The sequence below is a fragment of the Saccharopolyspora griseoalba genome (genome assembly GCF_042665275.1).
GTDB lineage: Bacteria > Actinomycetota > Actinomycetes > Mycobacteriales > Pseudonocardiaceae > Saccharopolyspora > Saccharopolyspora griseoalba.
Genome location: NZ_JBHTCJ010000004.1, coordinates 28,327 through 50,813, shown reverse-complemented (window position 1 = coordinate 50,813; position 22,487 = coordinate 28,327). Strand labels below are relative to the sequence as shown.

Annotated in this window: 17 protein-coding genes, 3 tRNA genes and 1 pseudogene; 8 read left to right on the top strand and 13 right to left on the bottom strand. The window is 71.8% G+C overall.

The annotated features are described in order from the left end of the window. Positions 1–14 precede the first annotated feature (14 nt). Positions 15–1,085 (bottom strand): S8 family peptidase, encoded by a 1,071-nt coding sequence (locus ACFQRI_RS09000; protein WP_380666548.1) that lies wholly within the window; start codon positions 1,083–1,085, stop codon positions 15–17. Between the two features lie 315 nt (positions 1,086–1,400). Here ACFQRI_RS09000 and ACFQRI_RS08995 point away from each other — a divergent pair, with 315 nt between their 5' ends. Next, positions 1,401–2,279, top strand: a complete 879-nt coding sequence (locus ACFQRI_RS08995; RefSeq protein WP_380666546.1) for a hypothetical protein — start codon at positions 1,401–1,403, stop codon at positions 2,277–2,279. Between the two features lie 340 nt (positions 2,280–2,619). Here ACFQRI_RS08995 and yczR read toward each other — a convergent pair whose 3' ends face one another. Next, a complete protein-coding gene (gene yczR / locus ACFQRI_RS08990) occupies positions 2,620–4,059 on the bottom strand; it encodes a MocR-like transcription factor YczR (RefSeq protein WP_380666544.1) in 1,440 nt (479 codons plus the stop codon). A 62-nt stretch (positions 4,060–4,121) separates the two neighbouring features. Between yczR and yczE the strand changes: the two genes are divergently transcribed. Both yczE and ACFQRI_RS08980 read left to right on the top strand, forming a co-directional pair. After that, entirely contained in the window at positions 4,122–4,769 is a 648-nt protein-coding gene (gene yczE, locus ACFQRI_RS08985; RefSeq protein WP_380666542.1) for a membrane protein YczE, read from the top strand. A gap of 176 nt (positions 4,770–4,945) precedes the next feature. Next, positions 4,946–5,623: a maleylpyruvate isomerase family mycothiol-dependent enzyme gene (locus ACFQRI_RS08980; RefSeq protein WP_380666540.1), complete on the top strand. Its 678-nt coding sequence runs from the start codon at positions 4,946–4,948 to the stop codon at positions 5,621–5,623. A 145-nt stretch (positions 5,624–5,768) separates the two neighbouring features. Here the strand turns inward: ACFQRI_RS08980 and ACFQRI_RS08975 are convergent, their stop codons facing one another. Beyond that, complete coding sequence (locus ACFQRI_RS08975; RefSeq protein ID WP_380666538.1) at positions 5,769–7,442, bottom strand: FAD-binding dehydrogenase; 1,674 nt, start codon at positions 7,440–7,442, stop codon at positions 5,769–5,771. 140 nt (positions 7,443–7,582) lie between these two features. On the opposite strand from ACFQRI_RS08975, the gene ACFQRI_RS08970 reads away from it, so the two are divergent. Next, positions 7,583–8,341, top strand: a complete 759-nt coding sequence (locus ACFQRI_RS08970; protein ID WP_380666536.1) for an HpcH/HpaI aldolase family protein — start codon at positions 7,583–7,585, stop codon at positions 8,339–8,341. 10 nt (positions 8,342–8,351) lie between these two features. On the opposite strand, the gene ACFQRI_RS08965 is transcribed toward ACFQRI_RS08970, so the two are convergent. Together ACFQRI_RS08965 and ACFQRI_RS08960 are read right to left on the bottom strand one after the other, a co-directional pair. Next, the gene (locus ACFQRI_RS08965; RefSeq protein WP_380666534.1) at positions 8,352–9,128 is read right to left on the bottom strand and encodes an aminotransferase class IV family protein; all 777 of its coding nucleotides are present in this window, start codon (positions 9,126–9,128) and stop codon (positions 8,352–8,354) included. Positions 9,129–9,192: 64 nt separating this feature from the next. Then, on the bottom strand, positions 9,193–10,293 hold the full coding sequence (locus ACFQRI_RS08960) for a cation diffusion facilitator family transporter (RefSeq protein WP_380666532.1): 1,101 nt from the start codon (positions 10,291–10,293) through the stop codon (positions 9,193–9,195). A gap of 798 nt (positions 10,294–11,091) precedes the next feature. Here ACFQRI_RS08960 and ACFQRI_RS08955 point away from each other — a divergent pair. Both ACFQRI_RS08955 and ACFQRI_RS08950 read left to right on the top strand, forming a co-directional pair. After that, positions 11,092–11,980 (top strand): annotated as a pseudogene (locus ACFQRI_RS08955) (alpha/beta hydrolase family protein). Between the two features lie 324 nt (positions 11,981–12,304). After that, complete coding sequence (locus ACFQRI_RS08950) at positions 12,305–12,904, top strand: gamma carbonic anhydrase family protein (protein ID WP_380666530.1); 600 nt, start codon at positions 12,305–12,307, stop codon at positions 12,902–12,904. A gap of 351 nt (positions 12,905–13,255) precedes the next feature. On the opposite strand, the gene ACFQRI_RS08945 is transcribed toward ACFQRI_RS08950, so the two are convergent. Both ACFQRI_RS08945 and ACFQRI_RS08940 read right to left on the bottom strand, forming a co-directional pair. Beyond that, entirely contained in the window at positions 13,256–14,680 is a 1,425-nt protein-coding gene (locus ACFQRI_RS08945; protein ID WP_380666528.1) for an Nramp family divalent metal transporter, read from the bottom strand. Positions 14,681–14,915: 235 nt separating this feature from the next. Beyond that, entirely contained in the window at positions 14,916–16,082 is a 1,167-nt protein-coding gene (locus ACFQRI_RS08940) for a mandelate racemase/muconate lactonizing enzyme family protein (RefSeq protein ID WP_380666525.1), read from the bottom strand. Between the two features lie 91 nt (positions 16,083–16,173). Between ACFQRI_RS08940 and ACFQRI_RS08935 the strand changes: the two genes are divergently transcribed. Continuing rightward, positions 16,174–16,872: a GntR family transcriptional regulator gene (locus ACFQRI_RS08935; RefSeq protein ID WP_380666523.1), complete on the top strand. Its 699-nt coding sequence runs from the start codon at positions 16,174–16,176 to the stop codon at positions 16,870–16,872. Between the two features lie 231 nt (positions 16,873–17,103). On the opposite strand, the gene ACFQRI_RS08930 is transcribed toward ACFQRI_RS08935, so the two are convergent. The 4 genes from ACFQRI_RS08930 to ACFQRI_RS08915 all read right to left on the bottom strand — a co-directional run bounded on the left by ACFQRI_RS08930 (position 17,104) and on the right by ACFQRI_RS08915 (position 18,131). After that, a tRNA-Phe gene (locus ACFQRI_RS08930) sits at positions 17,104–17,177 on the bottom strand. A gap of 29 nt (positions 17,178–17,206) precedes the next feature. Then, a tRNA-Asp gene (locus ACFQRI_RS08925) sits at positions 17,207–17,283 on the bottom strand. A gap of 23 nt (positions 17,284–17,306) precedes the next feature. Beyond that, positions 17,307–17,379 (bottom strand) — tRNA-Glu (locus tag ACFQRI_RS08920). 512 nt (positions 17,380–17,891) lie between these two features. Next, on the bottom strand, positions 17,892–18,131 hold the full coding sequence (locus ACFQRI_RS08915) for a hypothetical protein (protein ID WP_380666521.1): 240 nt from the start codon (positions 18,129–18,131) through the stop codon (positions 17,892–17,894). Between the two features lie 526 nt (positions 18,132–18,657). On the opposite strand from ACFQRI_RS08915, the gene ACFQRI_RS08910 reads away from it, so the two are divergent. After that, the gene (locus ACFQRI_RS08910; protein WP_380666519.1) at positions 18,658–19,218 is read left to right on the top strand and encodes a hypothetical protein; all 561 of its coding nucleotides are present in this window, start codon (positions 18,658–18,660) and stop codon (positions 19,216–19,218) included. A 112-nt stretch (positions 19,219–19,330) separates the two neighbouring features. On the opposite strand, the gene ACFQRI_RS08905 is transcribed toward ACFQRI_RS08910, so the two are convergent. Next, complete coding sequence (locus tag ACFQRI_RS08905) at positions 19,331–20,488, bottom strand: acyl-CoA dehydrogenase family protein (protein ID WP_380666517.1); 1,158 nt, start codon at positions 20,486–20,488, stop codon at positions 19,331–19,333. A gap of 2 nt (positions 20,489–20,490) precedes the next feature. Further along, the gene (locus tag ACFQRI_RS08900; protein WP_380666515.1) at positions 20,491–22,482 is read right to left on the bottom strand and encodes an acetyl/propionyl/methylcrotonyl-CoA carboxylase subunit alpha; all 1,992 of its coding nucleotides are present in this window, start codon (positions 22,480–22,482) and stop codon (positions 20,491–20,493) included. Positions 22,483–22,487 lie beyond the last annotated feature (5 nt).

Genomic DNA, 22,487 nt, shown 5'->3' with positions numbered 1-22,487 from the left:
TCAGCTCGCGCCGATTACCCCTCGAACGGGTAACAGTGGCGCACGAATTCGCGCGCCGCGTCCGGGTCCCGGTCGGCCTGCAGCGAGGTCGCCACCGCCGCGGCGACCCGCGGAGCGGCGAACGAGGTCCCGCTCCAGCTGGCGTACCCGAACCGCCGCCCGCCGCCCGGCTCCAGCAGGACGTAGCTGCTGCGCACGTCCACCCCCGGTGCCTGGGCGTCGACCCAGTCGCCGCGCGCGGAGAAGTCGGCGAGCCGCCCGTCGCACCCGGTGGCCGCCACCGCGAGGACCTCGGGCAGCGCCGCGGGCCAGAACGGCCTGGAGCTGCCGTGGTTGCCCGCCGCGGCCACCACGACCGCGTCGGACCAGCGGGCGAGCTCGGCGGCCAGGATCGGCGGGCAGCGGCCGTCAGCGGTCAAGCAGCCCGCGGTCAGCACCAGCACGTCGATGCCCTCACCGGACAGCGCGGCCGACCGGCGCAGCGCGCGGAGCTCGGCGGCCACCGCGAAGTCGTCGGTGATGCCCATCGAGGACAGCGCGCGGCGGGTGCGGATCACCGCGCCGGGCGCGCGCTGCAGCAGCACGCCGCTGACGAAGGTGCCGTGCCCGGCCTGCCGGTCCTGGTCGGCGTCGCCGTCGGCGTCCAGGCGCTCGGGGACAGGTTCGAACCACTCGCGGTCGCGGAACCACGGGTGCGGGTCGCAGCCGGTGTCGAGCACGCCGATGACCACCGGCGGGTCCCAGCGCACCTCGGGCGGCGGGGGCACCGGCGGGGCCGCGTCCGGTCGGGCTCCGGTACCGAACATCACCGGGGTGCCGAACATGACCGGACTGCCGAAGTGGACGTGGTTGGGCCGCAGGCCGACCTCCCTGGCGATCTCGACGCACCGGGAGCGCTCGGCCTCGCGCAGCCTGATCCGCGCCATCAGCAGCCCCTCGTCGTGGTGCACGTGGTCGATCCGGCTGCGGTGCCGTTCGACCACCGGCTCCAGCTCGTCGGCGGAAGCGATCAGCTCGCCGCCGCGCACCAGGCACTCCTCGCCACCGCCGGGGTCGTGCAGCACCAGATCGTGCCCCCGGTTCACCCAGGCTCGGTGAAGTTCGTCAACATCGAGCGAAATGTCGCGCTGATCCACAGCGGACACTGTGCCCGCACTCGGGTCGCGAGTCCCGCCGCGAAACGCCCCCGGAGGCGCTGCCTCACCCGTTCCGGACACTGTTTGGACCCCTCCCGGCTAGGCCGAATGCATGGAGAACGCTGGCCCGACCGTCGGGTTCGTCGTCGCGGGGCCCCCGAAAACACCTCCCCGAGTGGTTGAATGTGCACCGGCGGCGCCGGCACCGGCGCTCGTGCCCCGAAGCCGGTCCCGCGCGCATGCCGCGGACCCGACCAACAGGCGGTGATCACCGTGCAGGGAATCCGCGCGCAGCGCGTTCCCCGTTCGCGGGTCGTGCCGTTCCTGCTGCGGGTCGCGGTGTTCAGCGGCGCGTGCGCGGGCGCGCTGCTCGGGGGCACCGCGGTCGCCTCCGCCGGCCAGCACGGCACCGGGCCGCCGTCGAGCTCCCCGGCCGCCGTCGAGCAGGTCGTCGACGCCCCGGCGGCCTCGGCGCCGCCCGCGAAGGCCGAGCCCGCCGGGCGGGCCCCCGCCGAGGCCGACCCCGAGCCCGCCGCGCAGCCGTCGCGGGCCGAACCCGCCGTGCCCGCGCAGGTCGAGCGCGTCGAACCCGCCGAGCCGGCGAAGGCCGAGCCCGCGGAGCCCGCGCGGGCGAAGGCCCCCGCCGCGTCCGCGAGCGCGGAGCCGACCAGCGCGACGGGCACCGGCGCGGACGAGATCACCTCGGCCGGCGCGAAGGCCGGCGCGCAGGAACCCACCGCCGAGAACGACAAGGCGCGGAAGGCCAGGAAGCAGCCCGGCTGGGACGCGGCGGGAGCAGGACCGCTCCGAGCCGCGCCGCTCGAGGCCGCCGACCTGCCGGACTCGCCCGCACCGACCACGGCCTCGGCGGACACCGAGGCCGAGCCGCGCGCCCCGACGAAGTCGAAGCAGCCTCCGCTGCGGCCGCTGGACGACCAGCGCGATCCGACGCCGCCCGCGCAGCCCGCACCGACGTTCAACTCGGCCTCCGGCACGACGTTCAACGGGCTGCGCCTCGTGCACTACATCCTGCCCACCGCGCCCAACCCACCACCGCGCGGTGCGGGGGCGCTGGTGGCGCAGCGCAACATCGATCCGGACATCGACACCCGATCGACCGAACCTGCGGCCTCGCCCGACTAACGGTCGCCGCATCGGCCTGCAGCGTCCCGCTGCGGCAGCGAACCTGGTGCCAACACCTGAGGACTCCGATCCGGACGCCTGCGCCCGGCCGGATCGGACCGGGGCGCCACCAGCCTGCCCGGCAACGTCACCGCACTGCTGGAACTGATCCGGGCTGGGCCCCATCCCCGGTGCCGCACATGCCCCTGCGGCACCGGGGCGGCGCCCCGCAGTCGGACCTTCGCCCATCGGCACGTCGAGGGGCCGTGCCGAAGGGCGAAGGCGACGAGGAGGAACGGCGGTTCCGGGCGGAGCAGCACGGGCTCCGCCCGGAACCGCCTCTCCGCGAAGCGCTCCTCCCTCACACCACCGGCGCGGTGAGCGCCCCGTCCGCCGGGCCCGGCCGCACTCCGGCCGCCGCCGCGGCCAGCCGCCGGATCGCCTCCCGCAGCTGCTCGCCCGGCAGCGTGTACGGGATCCGGATCCAGCGCTCCAGCGAGCCGTTCACCGAGAACCGCGCTCCGGGAGCCAGCCGCACCCCGCGCTGCTCGGCGGCCACCGCCAACCGGCTGCTGACCGGCGAGCCGATGTCGCACCACAGGGCGAGCCCGCCGTCGGGAACCCGGAACCGCCACTCCGGCAGCTGCTCGCGCAGCGCCCCGGCCAGCGTCGCCCTCCGCTCGAGCAGCTCCTCGCGCCTGCGTTCGAGGATCTCGTCGGCGTCGTCGAGGAGTTCGGAGAGCAGCAGCTGCTCGAACACCGGCGTCCCCAGGTCCACCGCCGCCCGGCCCAGCACCGCGCGCTGCACGAACTCGGTTCCGGCGCGGATCCAGCCCAGCCGCAGGCCGCCCCAGAAGGACTTGCTCGCCGAGCCGATGGTGATCGCCCGCTCGGTGAAGGCCGCCATCGGCGGCGGGGGCGCGTCCCCGCTGAGCCCGATGTCCACCATCGTCTCGTCGACGACGGCGTGCGTGCAGGTCCGGCCCAGCGCGGCGGCGAGCTTCGCGCGCCCGTCGGCGTCCAGGAGCACGCCGGTGGGGTTGTGGAAGTCCGGGATCAGGTAGGCCAGCCGGGGCGCGGTCTGGCGCAGGTTCGCCGCGAGCAGGTCCAGGTCCCAGCCGTCGGCCACCATCGGGACCGCGACCGGTGCGGCACCGAGCCCCCGCACCGCCTCGATGGCGTTCGGGTAGGTCGGGTGCTCGGTGAGCACCCGCTCTCCCGGGGCCACCAGCATCCGCATGACCAGCGCGAAAGCGTGCTGAGCCCCGTTGGTGACCATGATCTGCTCCGGCTCGGTGGGCAGACCCCGCCGGGTGAAGCGCTCGGCGATCTGCGCGCGCAGCTCGGGCAGCCCCTGCGGCTGGTAACCGTGCTCGCCCAGGTGCCTGGTCAGCCGCGTCCGGGCGCGCTCGGCGGCCGCGCCCAGCTCCGGCGGCGCCACCGGCGTGGCCTGGGCGAGGCTGAGCACCTCCGGGTCGTCGGTCGGGAACCAGCCGCCCACCCCGCTGCGCCGCTCCGAGTCGGGCAGCTTGACCCACGATCCGGCGCCCCGTCTGCTGGCCGCGAACCCCTCGTCGCGCAACCGGTCCAGCGTGCGGGCCACCAGGGTGCGGCTCACGCCGAGCGCACCGGCCAGCTCGCGCTCGGCGGGCAGCCGGGTGCCGGGCGGCAACCTGCCGTCCAGCACGAGCTGGCGCACCGACTCGGCCAGCAGGCGGGAGGCGGGGCGGCCGCCGTGCCACTCGCCGAGCAGCTCACCGAGCTTGTGGCCGTAGATGTGCGCAGCTGAAGCAGGTGACATGGATCCAATGTATGCCGATTGGCTCTCGCGATAAAGGCCAATCTGCACGTACAACGGGAGGCATGGCATCTCCCGCAGCTCCCGTGGACCTCAGCCCGCTACCCGTGCGGGATCGCCCGCTGTCCCGCTTCGCCCAGCTCATCGGCGGCCTGGCGCTCTACGGGACGAGCCTGGCCCTGATGGTGCGCGCCGAGCTCGGGCTGTCCCCGTGGTCGGTGCTGGACCAGGGCATCGCGCTGCGGGCCGGCTGGAGCCTCGGCACGGCCAGCGCGATCACCGGCGTCGGCGTGCTGCTGGCCTGGCTGCCGCTGCGGCAGCGCCCCGGGATCGGCACGGTCGCCAACGTGGTGCTCATCGCGATCTCGCTGGACGCCGTGCTCGCGGTGCTGCCCGAAGCGCGCGGACCGGCCTCGCAGGTGCTGTTCTGCGTGGCCGGTGTCGTCCTCAACGGACTGGCCACGGCGAGCTACGTCGGCGCTCGGCTCGGCCCCGGCCCGCGCGACGGTCTGATGACCGGGCTGCACGCGCGCACCGGCAAGTCGGTTCGCGCGTGCCGCACGACGATCGAAATCGGCGTGTTGGCCTCCGGTTGGCTGCTCGGCGGCACCGTCGGAGTCGGAACGGTGCTCTACGCTGCGACGATCGGCCCCATCACACAAGCCTGCCTGAGGTTCACCGCCGTCCGGGTGAAAAAAGATCTCCGCCCCTAGAGACATGTCAGTTACTACGAAGTAGTATGTAAGCCAGTCCACCTGACCCCCAGGGGTGGACCTCGACGCCCCCGCACTCCCGGTAACCCCCAGGCCGGTCGAGCGCGGGGGCGCTCTACGTTCCGGGCGCGGCAGTCCGGCCCGTCCGGTCGGGGGTGCGGTTTAGCTTCCGCCGCATGGACCTCCACGCCGAGCTGCGCGCTCGCCTCGACGCCTTCCACGACCTGCTCGACGCCGACCTGACCGCACCGGTCGCGGCCTGTCCGGGCTGGACGCTGCACGAGCTGGCCGACCACCTCGGCAACGAGAACATGTGGGTCACCACGGCCGTCCGCGAGGGACACCCGAACCACGAGCGGAGCCCGGCGCCGCGCGAGGGGCTGGCCGAGTGGTTCGCGAGCACCAGCGCGAGCGTCCTCGACGCCCTCGCGGCCGATCGGGACGCTCCCGCGTGGACCTTCTCCCCGTCGCGCACGGTCGGTTTCTGGCTGCGCAGGCGAACGCAGGAGACGATGGTGCACCTCTGGGACGCGGAGAACGCGCTCGGCGAGACCACGCCGCTGGACGTCGAGCTCGCCGCCGACGGGGTCGCCGAGGTCTTCGACACCTTCGCCCCGCGGCAGATCGACCTCGGCCGGATCTCGCGCCCCGGGGCGGCGTTCCGGCTCCGCGCTTCGGACAGCGGGCACACCTGGAGCTGGGGTCCTGGCGAACCGGTCGCGGAGATCACCGGGCCGGTGGCAGACCTGCTGCTCCTGCTCTGGAAGCGGATCCCCGCCGAACACCCGACCCTCACCTGGACCGGCGACCGCAGCCGGGGCGAGGCCCTGCTCGGCGCGGCGCTGGTGCCCTAGCAGCTGGTCGAGGATGCGTCGGAGCCGCGGTCTTCGGTGAGCTCGCACCGCGAGTAGCCCCCGAACGGCTACTGCGCACAAGCGGCTCACGCCGATGTCCGCCCTCGGGTACGCGGACCGCATCGGGAGCAGCGCGCGGAGCCGCTCAGCGCACCGCGGCGGCCGCCGCTCGCCCGGCCTGGCGACCGGAGAACAGGCAACCGCCGAGGAAGGTGCCCTCCAGCGCGTTGTACCCGTGCACGCCGCCACCACCGAAGCCGGCCACCTCGCCGGCCGCGTAGAGCCCGTCGACCGGTTCCCCGTCCAGGCCGATCGCGCGGGAGTCCAGGTCGGTCTGGATGCCGCCGAGGGTCTTGCGGGTCAGCACGTGCAGCTTCACCCCGATCAGCGGCCCGGCCGAGGGGTCGAGCAGCCGGTGCGGGGGGGCGGTGCGGCTGAGCCGGTCGCCGAGGTAGCGGCGGGAGTTCCGGATGCCCTGCACCTGCGCGTCCTTGCCGTAGGGGTTGGTGATCTGCAGGTCGCGGGCCTCGATCTGCGCGCGCAGCTCGGCGGCGTCGAGCAGCGGTTCGTCGGTGAGCCCGTTCATCTTCGACACCAGCGAGTCCAGGTCGTCGGCGACCACGAAGTCGTCCCCGTGCCGCTTGAACGCCTCGACCGGGCCGGTCGCCCCCTTGCTGAGCACCCGCTCCTTGAGCAGCGCCTTGCGGTCGCGCCCGGTGATGTCCGGGTTCTGCTCGGAACCGGACAGCGCGAACTCCTTCTCGATCACCTTCTGGGTGAGCACGAACCAGGAGTGGTCGTAGCCGGCGATCTCCGGCTGGGTGCGCAGGTGCTGCAGCGTGCCGAGCGTGTCGTAGCCGGGCAGGCAGGGGCTGGGGAGCCGCCTGCCCAGCGCGTCGAACCACATCGACGACGGGCCCGGCAGGATCCGGATGCCGTGCCCCGGCCAGATCGGGTCCCAGTTGCGCACCCCCTCGGTGTAGTGCCACATCCGGTCGCGGTTGACCAGCCGCGCGCCCGCGCGGTCGCTGATGTCCAGCATCCGACCGTCCACGTAGGCCGGAACTCCGGTGACCATCGAGCGCGGCGGGCTGCCCATCCGCTCCGGCCAGTACCGGCGCACCAGGTCGTGATCGGCGCCGATGCCGCCGCTGGCCACGACGACCGCCTGCGCGGAGAGCTCGAACTCGCCGACCTCCTCGCGACTGGAGGCCGCTCCGCGCGGCGAGTCGTCCTCGGCCAGCAGCGTTCCGCGCACGCCGGTCACCGCGCCGTCGTGCACCACCAGCTCGTCGACCCGGTGACGGTGGTGGAAGGTCAGCAGCCCGCTCTCGGCCGCCGCCTGAGCGCTGCGGATGAACGGCCCGACCACGCCGGTCCCCGTTCCCCAGGCGATGTGGAAGCGCGGCACCGAGTTGCCGTGCCCGTCGGCGCGCAGGTCGCCGCGCTCGGCCCAGCCGACCATCGGGGTCAGCTCGATCCCCTGCTGCTGGATCCAGGAGCGCTTCTCGCCCGCCGCGAAGTCGACGTAGGCGCGCGCCCAGCGCACCGCCCAGGAGTCCTCGTCGTCGAGCCGGTCGAACTGCGCGCTCCCCCGCCAGTCGGACCAGGCGAGCTCGCGGGAGTCCTTGACCCCCATGCGCTTCTGCTCGGGCGAGCCGACCAGGAACAGGCCGCCGAAGGACCACCAGGCCTGGCCGCCGAGGTCGTTGGCGTTCTCCTGGTCGACCAGCGCGACCTTGCGCCCCCGGCCGGTGAGCTCCTGCGCGGCGACCAGCCCGGCGAGGCCACCACCGACGACGATGACATCCGCGTCCACCACTGCGCCCCTCTCGTCAGCCAGCGGCTGGACTGTATCCGCGGTCCGGAACATGCGGAAGCCGCAGCGACCACTTCGAAACCGTTCGGGGTGCCATGCTGCTCGCGGCCACGGCCCATTCGACGAGGAGCGTGTTCGGCATGCGCGAGTTCACCGACCGGATCCGGAACCGGCAGCGGGCGATCGGCTACTGGATCATGCTGGACGCGCCACCGGCGACCGAGCGGATCGCGCGGCTCGGCTACGACTACGTCGTGGTGGATGCGCAGCACGGTCTGCTCGGCTCCACCGGAACCCGCAACGCGCTGCTGGCCATCGACGCGGGCGCGGTGTCGGCACCGCTGGTCCGGGTGCAGCAGAACGATCCCTTCGCCATCGGGCAGGCGCTCGACGCGGGCGCCTGCGGGGTCGTCGTGCCGCTGGTCGACACCCCGGAGGACGCGGCGGCGGCGGTCCGCGCCGCGAAGTACCCGCCGGAGGGCGGGCGCTCCTTCGGCCCGATGCGCTCGGCGCTGCGCATCGGGCCGGCGCCCGCAGAGGCCAACGAGACCGTCGTGGTGCTCGTGATGATCGAAACGCCGCAGGGCCTGGACAACGTCGAGGCGATCTGCGCGACCCCGGGGATCGACGGCGTGTACGTCGGGCCCGCGGACCTGCGCCTGGCCGTCGGCGGCAGTTCGCCCTCCGACCCGTCGGTGGACGGGGAGTTCGAGGCCGCCGCGGCGCGGATCGCCGCGGCGGCCGAGGCCGCGGGGATCTCGGCGGGCTTCCACACCCGCGACGGCGAGGAGGCCGAGCGGCGGCTCGGCCAGGGCTACACCTACGCCACGGTCGCCGGCGACCTGGTGCACCTGGAGCAGGCGGCGAAGGCGCACCTGTCCCGGGCGCGCGGCGCGTGAACCCGCCCGGTCACACCTGCTCGGGCGGGATGTCGGCGTAGCGGCGGCGGAGCTCGTCGAACACCTCGTGCTCGGCGGGAAACCGCTCGTCGTCGACGCCGGACACCGCGCGGATCCCGGTCGCGGCGTTGGTCGCGAAGACCGCCTCCACCTCGCCGAGGTCGGCCGGGCCCACCGGTTCGGTGCTCGACTCGTCGAGGACGCCGTCGAGCAGCGACATCGTGATGCCGGTCAGCACCTCCGAGCGCGGCCACACGATCCGCCCGCCCCGGACGAAGCCGATGTTGGAGGTCGAGAGCTCCGAGAACCCGCCGCCCGGGTCGCGGAAGACCACGTCGTCGAAGCCGTCGCGCCGCGCCTCGCGGCGGTGCCGCAAGGCGCCGTAGAGCCCGACGTGCTTGATCGGCGGATCGTCCCGCCGGTAGGCGACGGAGCGAACCCGCAGCGGGGGAGCGCCACCGGAGCTCGCCGCCCTGGTGGTCACCAGCACGTGCGGCTCGGCGTCCGATCCGATCGAGCCGAGATCGAGCGCCGGGTCGTAGATCGTCACCCGCGCGATCGCCGGACCGGATGCCCCGGCCACGGCCAGGCGGAGGAAGTACCGCACGCGCTCCACGTCGAGCTCGACGCCGAACAACGCGCGGCAGTCCCGCGCCAGCCGCGCCACGTGCAACGGCAAGCCGCGCACCGCGCCGTCCTCGACCAGCATCGAGGTGAAGTGCCCGTAGTCGGTCAAGGCCAGGGCCGCGATCTCGTCCAGCTCCGGCGCCCGCCCGTTCAGCTCCATGGCCCAACACTGGCACCCCGGCGCCGGGCCGCCCGCGGCGGGCGCTCTCCCCAGGCGATCGCGGTCAGGGCGCGTGGTGGGACAGCGCGGCGTGCGCGTCGTGCTCGGTGGCCGGGTCGGTGTGGACGGTGGCCCGGGTCAGCCGGGGCACCGCGTGCAGCAGCCGGTGCTCGGCGTCGACGGCGATGGCGTGCGCCTCGACCACGGTCAGGTGCGGATCGACGACGAGGTCGGTCTCGGCGCGCAGCCGGTGACCCACCCAGCGCATCCGCAGCGCGTCGACCTCCCGCACGCCGGGCGCCGCCCGCAGCGCGGCCTCCGCGCGAGCGACCAGCTCGGGGTCGACCGCGTCGAGCATCCTCCCGAAGACCTCCTTGGCCGCGCCGACGAGCACCGACAGGATCGCCGCGGTGATCAGCAGACCGATCACCGGGTCGGCCCAGCCCCAGCCCAGCGCGGTTCCGCCCGCCGCCAGCAGCACGCCCAGCGAGGTGAATCCGTCGGTGCGGGCGTGCAGCCCGTCCGCGACCAGCGCGGCCGAACCGATCCGGCGCCCCACGACGATGCGGTAGCGCGCCACCAGCTCGTTGCCCGCGAATCCGACGAGCCCGGCCGCCGCCACCCAGGCGATCTGGCTCATCTGCTGCGGGTGCAGCAGCCGGTCGATCGCCGTCCAGGCCGCCAGCACCGCCGAAGCCGACATGACCAGCAGGATCACCAGGCCGGCCAGGTCCTCGCTGCGCCCGAGCCCGTAGGTGAACCGGCGCGTGGCGGCCCGCCTGCCCAGGACGAAGGCCACCGCCAGCGGGACCGCGGTGAGCGCGTCGGCGAAGTTGTGCAGGGTGTCGCCCAGCAGCGCGACCGAGCCGGTCATCGACACCAGCGCGGCTTGGGCCAGGGCCGTCACCATCAGCCCGGCGAAGGAGATCCACAGCGCCCGCATGCCCGCGCGGCTGGCCTGCAGGGTCTCGTCGACGACGTCGGCGGTGTCGTGGCCGTGCGGACGCACCGCGTGCGCGATCCGCGCAGACCAGCTCTTCGCCGTGCCGTGGCCGTGGCCGTGGCCGTGGCCGTGGCCGTGGCCGTGGCCGTGGCCGTGGCCGTGGCCGTGATGATCGTGGTGGTCCGCCGGTCCGCGCTGCGGAGGTGTGGTCTCGTCGGTCACCGCGACATCAGCTCCCCGCCTGGACATCGGAACCGGACAGCCGCACGGTATGCGCCGGGCCACCCCCGCGACAACGGTGCAAATACCAGGTCAGGGCAACAACGAGCGCTTCACCGGCACCCCGGGGCGCCGCTCGACGAACCAGGACTTCCGACCTGTTGTGCTCCGCACCACACGCTGGCATCGTAGGAGTTGCCGGGGTAATGCCCGGGGATCAACCCGAGGAGCGCAGTGGCCTGGGACGCAACGGCCGCCCGACCTAGTGGCCTGGACGACCCAAGGACCGCCCTAGACCTAGCGATCGCTAGATCGCGAAACGCTTCTCGGGTCGATCTGCGTCTGCGGTCCCCTTCGTCGAGCCTCCGCTCCGATCCGGGACGCTCCCTCGAACGCCGCGCCGACCCGTTCGCGGCTGAGCGCACTGCCCGTTCGCCTCGCTGAAGTCAGCTCACCGGACCAGCGCGTCGCTGCCTCGGAGCGCGTCGCCCGGGCCTGCGCGCGTGGCGCGATCTCCGCCAATCGACTCGTTCGACCAGGTCAGCAGCCCGGCCATCGCTCATCCGCCGAGATAGGTTGACCAACTGGTAGATGAACCATATGGTTAGCCTTGCTACCGATTCGGGCGTGACGGCGTCTGCGGCGCGCGAGGACGTTCTCACCCCGCCGGGGCCACTGCTCCGAGCCGAGCCGAAGTGCCCGGAGAGCGAGAAGCCGTACGTCACTGCCCAACCAGGCGCCTTCGCGACCGGCTGCCGACCGCAGACGTGGACGCGGGCGTCTCCAACCGAGGACGGTTCCATGGCCGCAACGCGTCCTGCCGCACGTCCCTCCCGGATACATAGCGCGCTGGTCACCACGACGGCGGTGCTCGGACTGCTCGCGGGCACCGCCCCGCTGGCGCAGTCCGCCGAAGCCGCGACCCAGCACGGGCCCGACCCGACCGAGGAGAGCATCACCGCCCCGACCGGGCCGTTCCAGATCGACCAGAAGTCCGTGCCGCGCTCCGGCGTCCGGGGCTTCGGCGGCGGAACGATCTACTACCCGACCGACACCTCGGAGGGCACCTTCGGCGCGGTCTCCATCGCGCCGGGCTACACCGCTTCCCAGGAGAGCCTGTCCTGGCTCGGCCCGCGACTGGCATCGCAGGGCTTCGTGGTGTTCACCATCGACACGATCACCACCGACGACCAGCCGAACGCCCGCGCCGACCAGCTGATGGCCTCGCTGGACTACCTCACCGGCGACAGCGAGGTGAAGGACCGGATCGACCCGGCGCGGCTGGGCGTGATGGGCCACTCGATGGGCGGCGGGGGCACCCTGGAAGCCGCGCGGAGATGAGCAGGACCTCAAGGCCGCGATCCCGATGACGCCGTGGGACACCGTCAAGGACTTCTCCGGCGTGCGGACCCCGACGCTGATCATCGGCGCGCAGAACGACGACGTCGCACCCGTCGCGCGGCACGCAGAGCCGTTCTACGAGAGCCTGCCCGACGACCCCGGCAAGGCCTACCTGGAACTGGCCGGCGCGAGCCACTTCGCCCCGAACCGGGACAACACCGCGATCGCCAAGTCCAGCATCGCCTGGCTCAAGCGGTTCCTCGACGACGACACCCGCTACGACCAGTTCCTGTGCCCGCCCCCGCAGGACCCGGAGATCTCCGACTACCAGGCCACCTGCCCCTACTGACCCGCGCAGCACCTCCCGGCACCCCCACAGCAGCTCGGGAGCGCTGCAACGGGAAGGATCGAGGCCCCGCCGACTCCGGCGGGGCCTCGATGCGTCCCACCCCACCCGAACCCCACCAACCGGTCCCCACCGAAAACCCTCCGAAACGCACCCCCGAATAGCAGGCCATTCGGGGTGCGGATTGGGAGGTGATTCGGAGTGGGGGGCAATTCGCGCCCGGTCGTCTCCTTCGGGGAACGGAGCGCACCGAGGTGGCGGGAGCGGTGGACGGGTCGCGTCGGTTCTCCGGACGCCGTGCTCGGGTTGCGCGGGGATACTGTTCGGATGATCTACGAACACGAGGGCAGGCGACCGCGGATCGCGGATTCGGCGTACGTGGCGCCCAACGCCGTGGTGTGCGGTGACGTCACGATCGGCGAAGACGCGCGGGTGCTGTTCGGCGCGGTGCTCACGTCGGATGGCGGTGGCCCCGTCGAGGTCGGTGCGACCTCGGTCGTCATGGAGCAGGCCGTGGTTCGGGGCCGTGCCGAGCACCCGACCCGGATCGGCGCCAACGTGCTCGTCGGCCCGCACGCGCACCTCAACGGCGCGCAGATCGACGACGGCGCCTTCCTGGCGACGGGCGTGTCGGTGTTCCCGGGTGCTCATGTCGGCGGCGGCAGCGAGGTGCGCATCAACGGCGTGGTCCACGTCAACGCCGACCTCCCCGCCGGCACGACGGTTCCGATCGGCTGGGTCGCGGTCGGGAACCCGGCGCAACTGTTCCCGCCTGACCAGCACGAAGAGCTCTGGGAGATCCAGCGGCAGGGCGATTTCCCGGGCACGGTGTTCGGGCTGCCCCGCGAAGAGGCTTCGATGGAGCGCATCGCCGCCCGCTACTCCGACCTGTTCGGCGAGCACCGCCGAGATCGGCGACTCGACTGACGCGCGCGAAGCCCGGAAGGGAAGGACTCGCCACCGGGGCTCCGGAGCGCAGCCAGTGATCGGGGAGCTCAACACGACCACCTGGCTCGCCCAGCAGCTCGGGCGGTCCGCGGAAGCGGACCATGAGACCCACGAGAGCTCGGCAGACCTCGGCGACGCTGGACGTCCGCGACAGGGGCGAGCCTCGTCGCTCGACCGCTGTCAGCGCCGATGGCTGAACAACGAGTTGAGACCAATCAAGTCGTTCTGCACCTGCGCTGTTGTGGCCGGCGCCCCGACACCGCTGGTGCCCCCACCCAGATCGGCATCGGGGTGAGGGCACCGGCTTTCGCGACTTCTCCGGGAAGTTCCTCAGCCGATCGTGACTCCGACGGCGTCGAGGATCGTGTAGACGGCCAGCGAACCGATGGCGATGCTGCTGATGATCAGGAGGGTGTTGAACGTGGTGCCGCCGTGCAGGCGCCGGTCGACCTCGGTGCGGCGCAAGTACCACACCGCCACCACCACGGCCATCAAGAAGAGACCGTTCACGATGCCGCCGATCACGATCATGGCAACCGGACTGGTGAAGAACAGGTACGACGCTCCCCAGATGATCGGTAGGGCGACCGTGAAGATCCGGATCCAGCGCATGCGCTTCTGCGCGTCGTCCCAGTCCAGGACGCCGAAGGCGCCCAGCAGGTTGGTGAAGATTCGGGCAAACCCCGGCAGAGCCGCCCACAAGGTCGAACCGAGCACTCCAACGGCACCGACGAGGAAGACGGCACCAGCCCATTCGCCGAGGGTGTCGGTGTAGATGTGCGACAGGGTCGAGATCATCTCGTTGCCTTCAGGCACGAGGCCCTGCGGGTGCAGAACGGCCGCACCCATGAGGAAGAACGCCAACGTGCTGATGGTGTAGACGCCCCAGGCGAGATAGGCGTCCCGGTACATCACCTTGATCCAGCCGTTGGCCCGTCGCACCCACTCGTCGCTGCCGTCGGGCGGTCCCGACCAGCGGGCGTAGCCCTTTTCGGCGCACCAGTAGGTGTACGCCATGATCTCGTTCGCGCCCACGCCGGTGAGCCCGAACATGGCGATGGCGATGCCCAGAGCTCCCGCTGGGATGTGCAACCCGAATCCGCTGAGGAGGTCTTCGGTTCCGTAGGCGAACGGGGTGAACGGCAGGCCGACCGCGATACCGATGGTGAGCAGCGTGAAGATCATGACCAGGAGGACGGCCCCGCGCTCGACCAACGAGTACCGGTTGGAGTAGATCAGGACGATGCTCACCCCGGTCACGACGGTGGTCCAGAGCACGAGGGAGGTGAATCCCAGCGGCGCACCACCCACCGGCATCAGGAAGCTCAGGGCGGCCGCTACGCCCCCGATGATTCCGCCGAACTGAAGCATCTTCGCCAAGAACAGCAGGACCAGGAGGAAGTTGATCCAACCGGTTCGGCCCAACCTGGGCGGCACCTTGTCGAAGCCCGTGATCGCGGGTTGGCCGGTGGAGATGGTCCAGCGGGCGAACTCGACCTGAATCGCCACCTTGACGAAGGTGCTCACGAGCACCATCCACAGCAGGGCGAATCCTGCTTGAGCGCCCAGGGCGGTCGTGGCGATCAGCTCGCCCGAGCCCACGATCTCCGCGCTGATGATGAGGCCGGGGCCGATCTGGCGCAGAGTGGCACGCCAGGTCGTGGGAGGTTCCCGGATTCCTTCCGGAGTGAGCTGGTACGGGTCGTCCCGCTGGACGACCTGCGGCTGCTCGTCCGGCAACTTGTTCGAGGCCATCATCGGAACACCGGTCCTCTCCTGTGGAACCGGAGTTCGCGGGTCGGCTTGCGGTAGCGGGATCTCTGCGGGTGATCCGGGACGATCGTGGACGGCACGTTGCTACTCCCTTGCACGACGTTGTGGTCGGGTGAAAGCCGGACGCCGGCTTTCGGCGGGGTCGGGTTGGTGATCGGGCCTGCGCAACGGGGGCGGGCTCGCCCGCGTGGCCGAGCGAGCGACCCCCGCGAGCGGTTCAGCTGTGCAGCTCGCGCAGGACCTCGTAGAAGGCGGCCTTGCTCTCGAACCCGATGCCGGGGCTCTCCGTCAATCCGACGTAGCTGTTCTCGACCACGGCGCCGTCGGCGAACCCGCCGGTCGGCTGGAACTCTCCCGGGTAGGACTCGTTGCCGCCGAGCTTGAGGGCCGCGGCGATGTGCAGGGAGAACTGGTGCCCGCCGTGCGGAACGCAGCGCCGCGAGGACCAGCCGTGCTGCTCGAGCATGTCCTGCACGCGCAGGTATTCGGTCAGCCCGTAGCTCAGCGCGGGGTCGATCTGGATGTAGTCGCGATCCGGGCGCAGGCCTCCGTAGCGGATCAGATTGCGCGCGTCCTGCAAGGAGAACAGGTTCTCGCCGGTCGCGATCGGACCGCGGTAGTGCTCGCAGAGCGTGGCGTTGAGCTGGTAGTCCAGCGGGTCACCGACCTCCTCGTACCAGAACAGGCCGTAGGGCTCGATGGCCTCGCCGTACTCGAGCGCGGTGGCGAGGTCGAAGCGGCCGTTGACGTCGACGGCCAGGCGGGAGCCATCGCCTCCGAGGACGTCGAGCACGGCTTCGATGCGTTCGAGGTCGTCGGCGAGGTCGGTTCCACCGATCTTCATCTTGACCACGCGGTAGCCCTGGTCGAGGAAGCTCTTCATCTCGTCCTGCAGATCGCGCAGGGTCTTGCCGGGGGCGTAGTAGCCGCCCGCGGCGTAGACGAAGACCTCCTCGTCGGGCTGGCCGTCGCCGTAGCGGTTCGACAGCCACCGGTAGAGCGGCTGTCCGGCGATCTTGGAGGCGAGGTCGAACAACGCCATGTCCACCACTCCGACCGCGACCGAACGCTCGCCGTGCCCGCCGGGCTTCTCGTTGCGCATCATGAAATCCCACGCCCGTGCGGGGTCGAGCTGGTCGTCCTCGGCGAGCAGCGCCTCCGGGTCCGCTTCCAGCAGGCGCGGGATGATCCGGCGGCGCAGGATCTCCCCGGCGCTGTAGCGGCCGTTGGAGTTGAACCCGTAGCCCACGATCGGCTCGCCATCGCGCACGACGTCCGAGACGATCGCCACGATCGAGCAGTCCATCGAGCTGAAGTCGATCCAAGCGTTGCGGATCGACGAGCTGATCGGGACGACTCCCTCGTGCACAGCGGTGATCTTCATGCACAACTCCCGTTGTAATTTATAAATTGTAACCCGATGCTAGGGTGGGTCGAGCCTCAGCACAAGCCTGGTTCGACGGGGAGTTGGCGACGTGAACGTGTTCTCGAGCAAGGGCGACGTCGCCTACGTCGAACTCCGCGAGCGCGTCCTCTCCGGGAGCCTGCTCCCCGGATCCCGCCTCGCCCAGCACGAACTGGCTGCCGAGTTGGGCATGAGCCTCACCCCGCTGCGCGAAGCGGTCCGCCGGCTCAGCAGCGAAGGCCTGATCGATCTCGACACCCAGCGGGACGCCCGCGTGGCGAACATGAGCGCCAGCGAGGCTCGACAGCTCTTCGAGGTCCGCCTCTCCCTCGACCCCACGGCTGCCGAGCTCGCCGCGGAACGCCGCACCGACGACGACATCGCCGCGCTGCGCGCTGCATCCGCTCGACTGCTCCCGGTGACCCGCGCCTGGGGCGAGGAAGCGTTGACCGCGCACCGGGCCTTCCACCGGGCGCTGTACCTGGCCTCGCACAACGATGTCCTGATCAGGATGCTCGACGACGTCTGGGACAAGTCCGACCGCTACCGGCGCATCGGCTTGGAGCTCCCACCCGGGGAAGAGCCGCGCACCCGCGATCACCGAGAGCACCACGAGCTCTTCGACCTCATCGCGGCCGGCGACGCCGGCGGAGCACGTGCGCTCATGCACTCGCACATCGAGCGCAGCCTCACGGGCTCCGCCATCGACGCGCTCGAGCAGAAGGAACGCCGGAGCTCCGCGGATGCGGCGGCGTCCGAGGCAAGCTGATCATTCGCCGCCGTCGACGCATGGCGCTCCGCACACCGCAGCCACGCGCACCCCTGATGCTGGGGCCGGGCGGTGATGGACCTCGTGGGCTGGTCGAACAACTCGATGAAGCAGCGCTGCGCACGTCACGGACGGACTCCGGCGCGCGTCAACACCTACTTCCGGGGCGCGAACTGAGACCCAAAAGAGCCCCTCCGGGATCCGGAGGGGCTTCTTCGCAGCTCTGAGCGGTGGCCAGGGGCGGGGTCGAACCGCCGACCTTCCGCTTTTCAGGCGGACGCTCGTACCAACTGAGCTACCTGGCCGATAGCGTCCGGCTCGTAGCCGTTCGCCTTGGCGACCCAGACGGGACTCGAACCCGCGACCTCCGCCGTGACAGGGCGGCGCGCTAACCAACTGCGCCACTGGGCCATGCTTCGTTCTTCAGTTGTCCGTACCCCCAACGGGATTCGAACCCGCGCTACCGCCTTGAAAGGGCGGCGTCCTAGGCCGCTAGACGATGGGGGCTTGGCCGATCCGGAACCGACCTCGGCCTTGCCTCCAACCGGCTTTCCCCTTTCGGGAGCGCCCCGTTGGCAGTGATTAAAGCTTACGACATGCCCATCGGGCGCCCAAACAGGGGGGTCCCCAAGGCGCGCCAACCCCCTCGCGGACGGGCCTCGGCGTCCACGCGGGAGCCCGAGTCTAGCCACTTGAACTGGGCAAACGCCAGGGGCGACCGAAGGGCGCCCGGAGGCGACCCCGCACCCCCGACCGACTCGCCATCCGGACGAATCGAACAAAGCGGACTCATGGTCATTTTTGTGACCTGCACCTCAAGGTTCGCGCGCCGCGCGCCCTCGAGCCCGGCGCCCGCGCCGCGACGAGCGACCGCTCGCACGGGAACGAGCCACTCGGACGACTGACGGCATCGCAACCCGACGTCACCGACGGCGCGCAGCCCTCGCTCGACAGCGGCCGCGGCCGTCACGCGTTCGGCGACACCGGCGCACTCGGCCCCGTCACCGCCCGCTCGACGGTCAGCGGCTGACCGGAGGCTCGCCGTCCTCGTCCGGGACCAGGCCCAGCATGTCCAGCAGCAGCTTGCAGTCCTCGGCGCTGTGCGCACTGCGGGCGACCGCGACTCTCGCGCGGTGCACCTGCTCTTCGGAGACGCGCGAGGGCTCACCGGCGCGCTGCCCGGGCACCGCGGACGACCCCCACACCTGCCCGTCTTCCTGCTGCCACAAGAACTTTCGTACGTCCAGCGACCCGTACATTGCGCCTCCCAGGCTCGGGTTCCGGCCGCAGGTTATCCACAGGTTCTCAACAACCGCAGCCCCCCAGAGAGTGATTCGGGTTCAACGCTGAGTAATCGCGTGCCTGCACATGATCCACTTCGGACATCGCGCGGCTCACACCGCCCGCGGAGGGATCACCAGCCGCGCCCCGCGAGGTCTACCGCCCTCCTCCCGCGAGGCTTCGCGGGAGGAGGAAGGGCTCTATCGGACAAATGCGACGTTCACGGTCTGCTGAGCACTAATCGTGAACAGACACTCCCCAAAAGAGTGGGACGCGTGCCACAATCAAAGCCGCTGACACACCCCCGGTCAGCACCTGTGGAGATCCCCTCCGGCCCCCGCGTCCTTCCCCCTGGCGCGGGGGCTTTCCGCACATCAGGGCGTTTTCGCAGCGCATCCTCGCCCCGCCCCGCCGGGCGTCGCGGCGCGAACCCGGCAAAAACCCACGCGGACAATCCGGGCGCTGGCGATGGGCAGGCCGCAACACAACCGTTATCGTGGCCGCGTGGCTCTAGGACGCATCAAGGCGACTCGGCAGCGCAAGCCTGCCGAGGAAGCCGAACCCGACCCCGAGTTCGAGTCGTACCTGGCTGCGCTGGAGCCGGAGGACGACGTCGAATCCACCGGATCCGGACGTCGCTTTGGCAATGCCGAGGTCCACCAGCTGCGGCTTCCGCTGCTGGCCAACGAGCGGCTCAAGGAGCTCGCCTTCAAGCAGGGCACGTCCCCGGCCGCGCTGGCGCGCGACTGGGTGATGCAACACCTCGAGGTGGCCGAGAAGGAGCCGGCCCCGGCGCCCGAACCCGCACCGCAGCCGCCGCAGCACCCGCCGCAGTGGCCCGGTGAGGAGACCGCGCAGCACGACATCACCCCCGACCCCGACCCCTACGCTGGAGCCGGCGACCCGTTCCAGCCCAACCCCGACAACGCGCACCCCGGCCTGCAGGCCGGCCCCGCGCCGGCGGCACCCGCGCCACCGGCACCTCCCGGACCGGCGGGACAGGCGCAGTACCCCGACGTCGAACGGACCGAGGAGATCACCGTTCCGCACGGGCGCTTCCAGTAAGCACGCGCGAAGACCGCGGCCGCGACACCCCGAATCGCGGCCGCGGTCTTCGTCGTGAGAGGCCCTCAGCGCGACATGCCCCCGCTCCGAACGTCGAGCGGCATGTCGCGGCTCAGGCCGGCAGGCCCAGTTCCCTGGCGATGAGCATCAGCTGGACTTCGCTGGTGCCCTCGCCGATCTCGAGGATCTTGGCGTCCCGGTAGAACCGCCCCACCGGGGTCTCGTTCATGAAGCCGTAGCCGCCGAAGATCTGAGTGGCATCGCGGGCGTTGTCCATCGCCGCGTTCGACGAGGCCAGCTTGGCGATGGCGGCCTGCTTCTTGTACGGCTCACCGCGCAGCATCCGGGACGCTGCGTCGTGGTAGGCCAGCCGGGCGGTGTGCGCGCGCAGGTCCATCTCGGCGATCTTGAACTGCATCGCCTGGTACTCGCCGATCTTTCGGCCGAAGGCCTCCCGCTCGCCCAGGTAGCGCAGGCACTCGTCCACGCAGCCCTGCGCCAGCCCCACGCCCACCGCGGCGATGGCGACCCGGCCCTCGGTGAGCGTGGCGAGGAACTGAGCGTAGCCGCGGCCCCGCTCGCCGACCAGGTTGGCCGCCGGCACCCGGCAGTCGTCGAAGGACAGCGCGTGGGTGTCCGAGGCGTTCCAGCCGACCTTCGAGTACTTCTTGGCGACCTGGAATCCGGGCGTGCCCGAGGGCACCAGGATCGTGGAGATCTCCTTGCCCCCGTCCGGGCGCTCACCCGTGACCGCCGTGACCGTGACGAAACCGGTCATGTCCGTGCCGGAGTTGGTGATGAACGCCTTGGTCCCGTTGATCACCCAGTGGTCCCCGTCCAGGACCGCGGTGGTCCGGGTCGCGCCCGCGTCCGATCCCCCGCCGGGCTCGGTGAGCCCGAACGCGCCCAGCACCCGGCCGGAGGCCAGCTCCGGCAACCAGGTGCTCCGCTGCTCCGCGGTTCCGAACCGGAGGATCGGCATCACGCCCAGCGAGACCCCGGCCTCGAGGGTGATGGCCACCGAGGAGTCGACCCTGGCCAGTTCCTCCAGGGCCAGGCACAGGGCGAAGTAGTCGCCGCCCATGCCCCCGTGCTCCTCGGGCACGGGCAGGCCGAACAGCCCCATCTCCCCCATCTTGCGCACCAGCGGGTAGGGGAACTCCTCCCGCTCGTAGTAGTCGCCGATGACCGGTGCCACTTCCTTGCGGGCGAAGGCCTGCACGCTCTCGCGCAGCGCCTCGTGCTCCTCGTTGAGCCGGTGGTCCACCATCGTCAGGCCTCCTGTCGCGGTTCCAGGACAGCCAGCGGCTGGTCGAGCCCGACCGGCTGCCCCTGCGTGGCGTGCACTTCGGTGACGACGCCGTCGAGGGGCGCGGTGATGGTGTGCTCCATCTTCATCGCCTCGACGACGAACAACTTCTGCCCGGCCGCGACCCGCTGGCCCTCGGCCACCTCGGCGGCCAGCACGGTTCCGGGCATCGGGCTGGAGACCACGCCGTCGGAGCGGCCGCCGCTGCCACCGCGCTCGGCGAGCAGCCGGTGCTCGGCCAGCGCCCAGGTGTGCCCGTCGGCGGCCAGCCAGGTGGTGTCGTCGACGTGCGCGCAGCGGTAGCGGCGGGTGCGGCCCCGGTAGGTCGTGGTCAGCTCGTCGCCGCGCCTGCTCGCCGAGGCGCGGTGCACGCCGGACTCCGCGGACACCTCGGCGTCCTCGGGAGTGCCGCGCAGCCGGACCTCGTGCTCGCCGTCGGGGGTGGCGAAGCGCCAGGTGCTCCAGGCGGCCTCGCCGAGCCGCCAGCCGTCCGGGACCTCCCACGGGTCCACCACCTGCCCGCGGGGCTGCGCGGCGAGCAGCCGCTCCAGGGCCGCGGCCACCGGCACGTCCTCGCCCGGGGTCTCGGCGGTGAGCTCGTCGAGGTCGCGCTCGACCAGGCCGGTGTCCAGCCGCCCGTCGCGGACCTCGGGGTGCTGCAGCAGGGCGCGCAGGAAGGCGATGTTGGTGCGCAGGCCGAGCACGACGGTGTCGGCCAGCGCCGCGTCGAGCCTGCGCAGCGCGTCCCCGCGGTCACCGGCCCAGGCGATCACCTTGGCCAGCATCGGGTCGTAGTCCGAGCCGACGCGGTCACCGGTCCGGATCCCGGAGTCGACGCGCACGCCGGTCGGTTCGCGCACGGCCAGCAGCTCGCCGCCGGTGGGCAGGAAGCCGCGCGCCGGGTCCTCGGCGTAGACCCGGGCCTCCACCGCGTGGCCCTGGATGCCGAGGTCCTGCTGGCTCCAGGGCAGCGGCTCGCCCGCGGCGATGCGCACCTGCTGCTCGACCAGGTCGACGCCGCGCTGCCCGCGGGCGGTGGTGACCAGCTCGGTGACCGGGTGCTCGACCTGCAGGCGGGTGTTCATCTCCATGAAGAAGAACTCGTCCGGCGCGTCGGCGGAGACGATGAACTCGACCGTCCCGGCGCCGATGTAGCCGACCGATTTCGCCGCGTCGACCGCCGAGGCCCCGATGCGCTCGCGGGTGGCCGCGTCCAGCAGCGCCGACGGGGCCTCCTCGATGATCTTCTGGTGCCTGCGCTGCAGGCTGCACTCGCGCTCGCCGAGGTGCACGACGTTGCCGCGCCCGTCGGCCAGCACCTGGACCTCGATGTGCCGGGGCCGGGTGACGAACCGCTCCAGGAACAGGGTGTCGTCGCCGAACGCGGCGGCGGCCTCCCGCCGCGCGGAGGAGATCTGCGCGGTGAGCTCGGACTCCTCGTGCACCAGGCGCATGCCCTTGCCGCCACCGCCGGCCGAGGGCTTGATCAGCACCGGGAAGCCGACCTCCAGCGCGGCCGCGCGCAGGTCGGCGTCGGTGAGCCCGGGGTCGCTGCGCCCGGGCACCACCGGCACGCCCGCCGAGGTGACCGCCTGCTTGGCGCGGATCTTGTCGCCCATGGACTCGATCGCCGCAGCGGGCGGGCCGATGAAGGCGATGTCGTGCTGCGCGCAGTCGCGGGCGAACTGCGCGTTCTCCGCGAGGAAGCCGTAGCCGGGGTGGATCGCCCGGGCCCCGGTCTCCCGCGCGGCGTCCAGGATCCGCTTGCCGTTGAGGTAGCTCTCCGCGGCCAGGCTGGGTCCGATGTGGACCGCCGTGTCCGCCTCGGCCACGTGCCGGGCGTCGCGGTCGGCGTCGCTGAACACCGCGACCGACCTGATGCCCAGGCCGCGCAGCGTGCGGATCACCCGGACCGCGATCTCACCGCGGTTGGCCACCAGAACCGTGTCGAACATGCCCA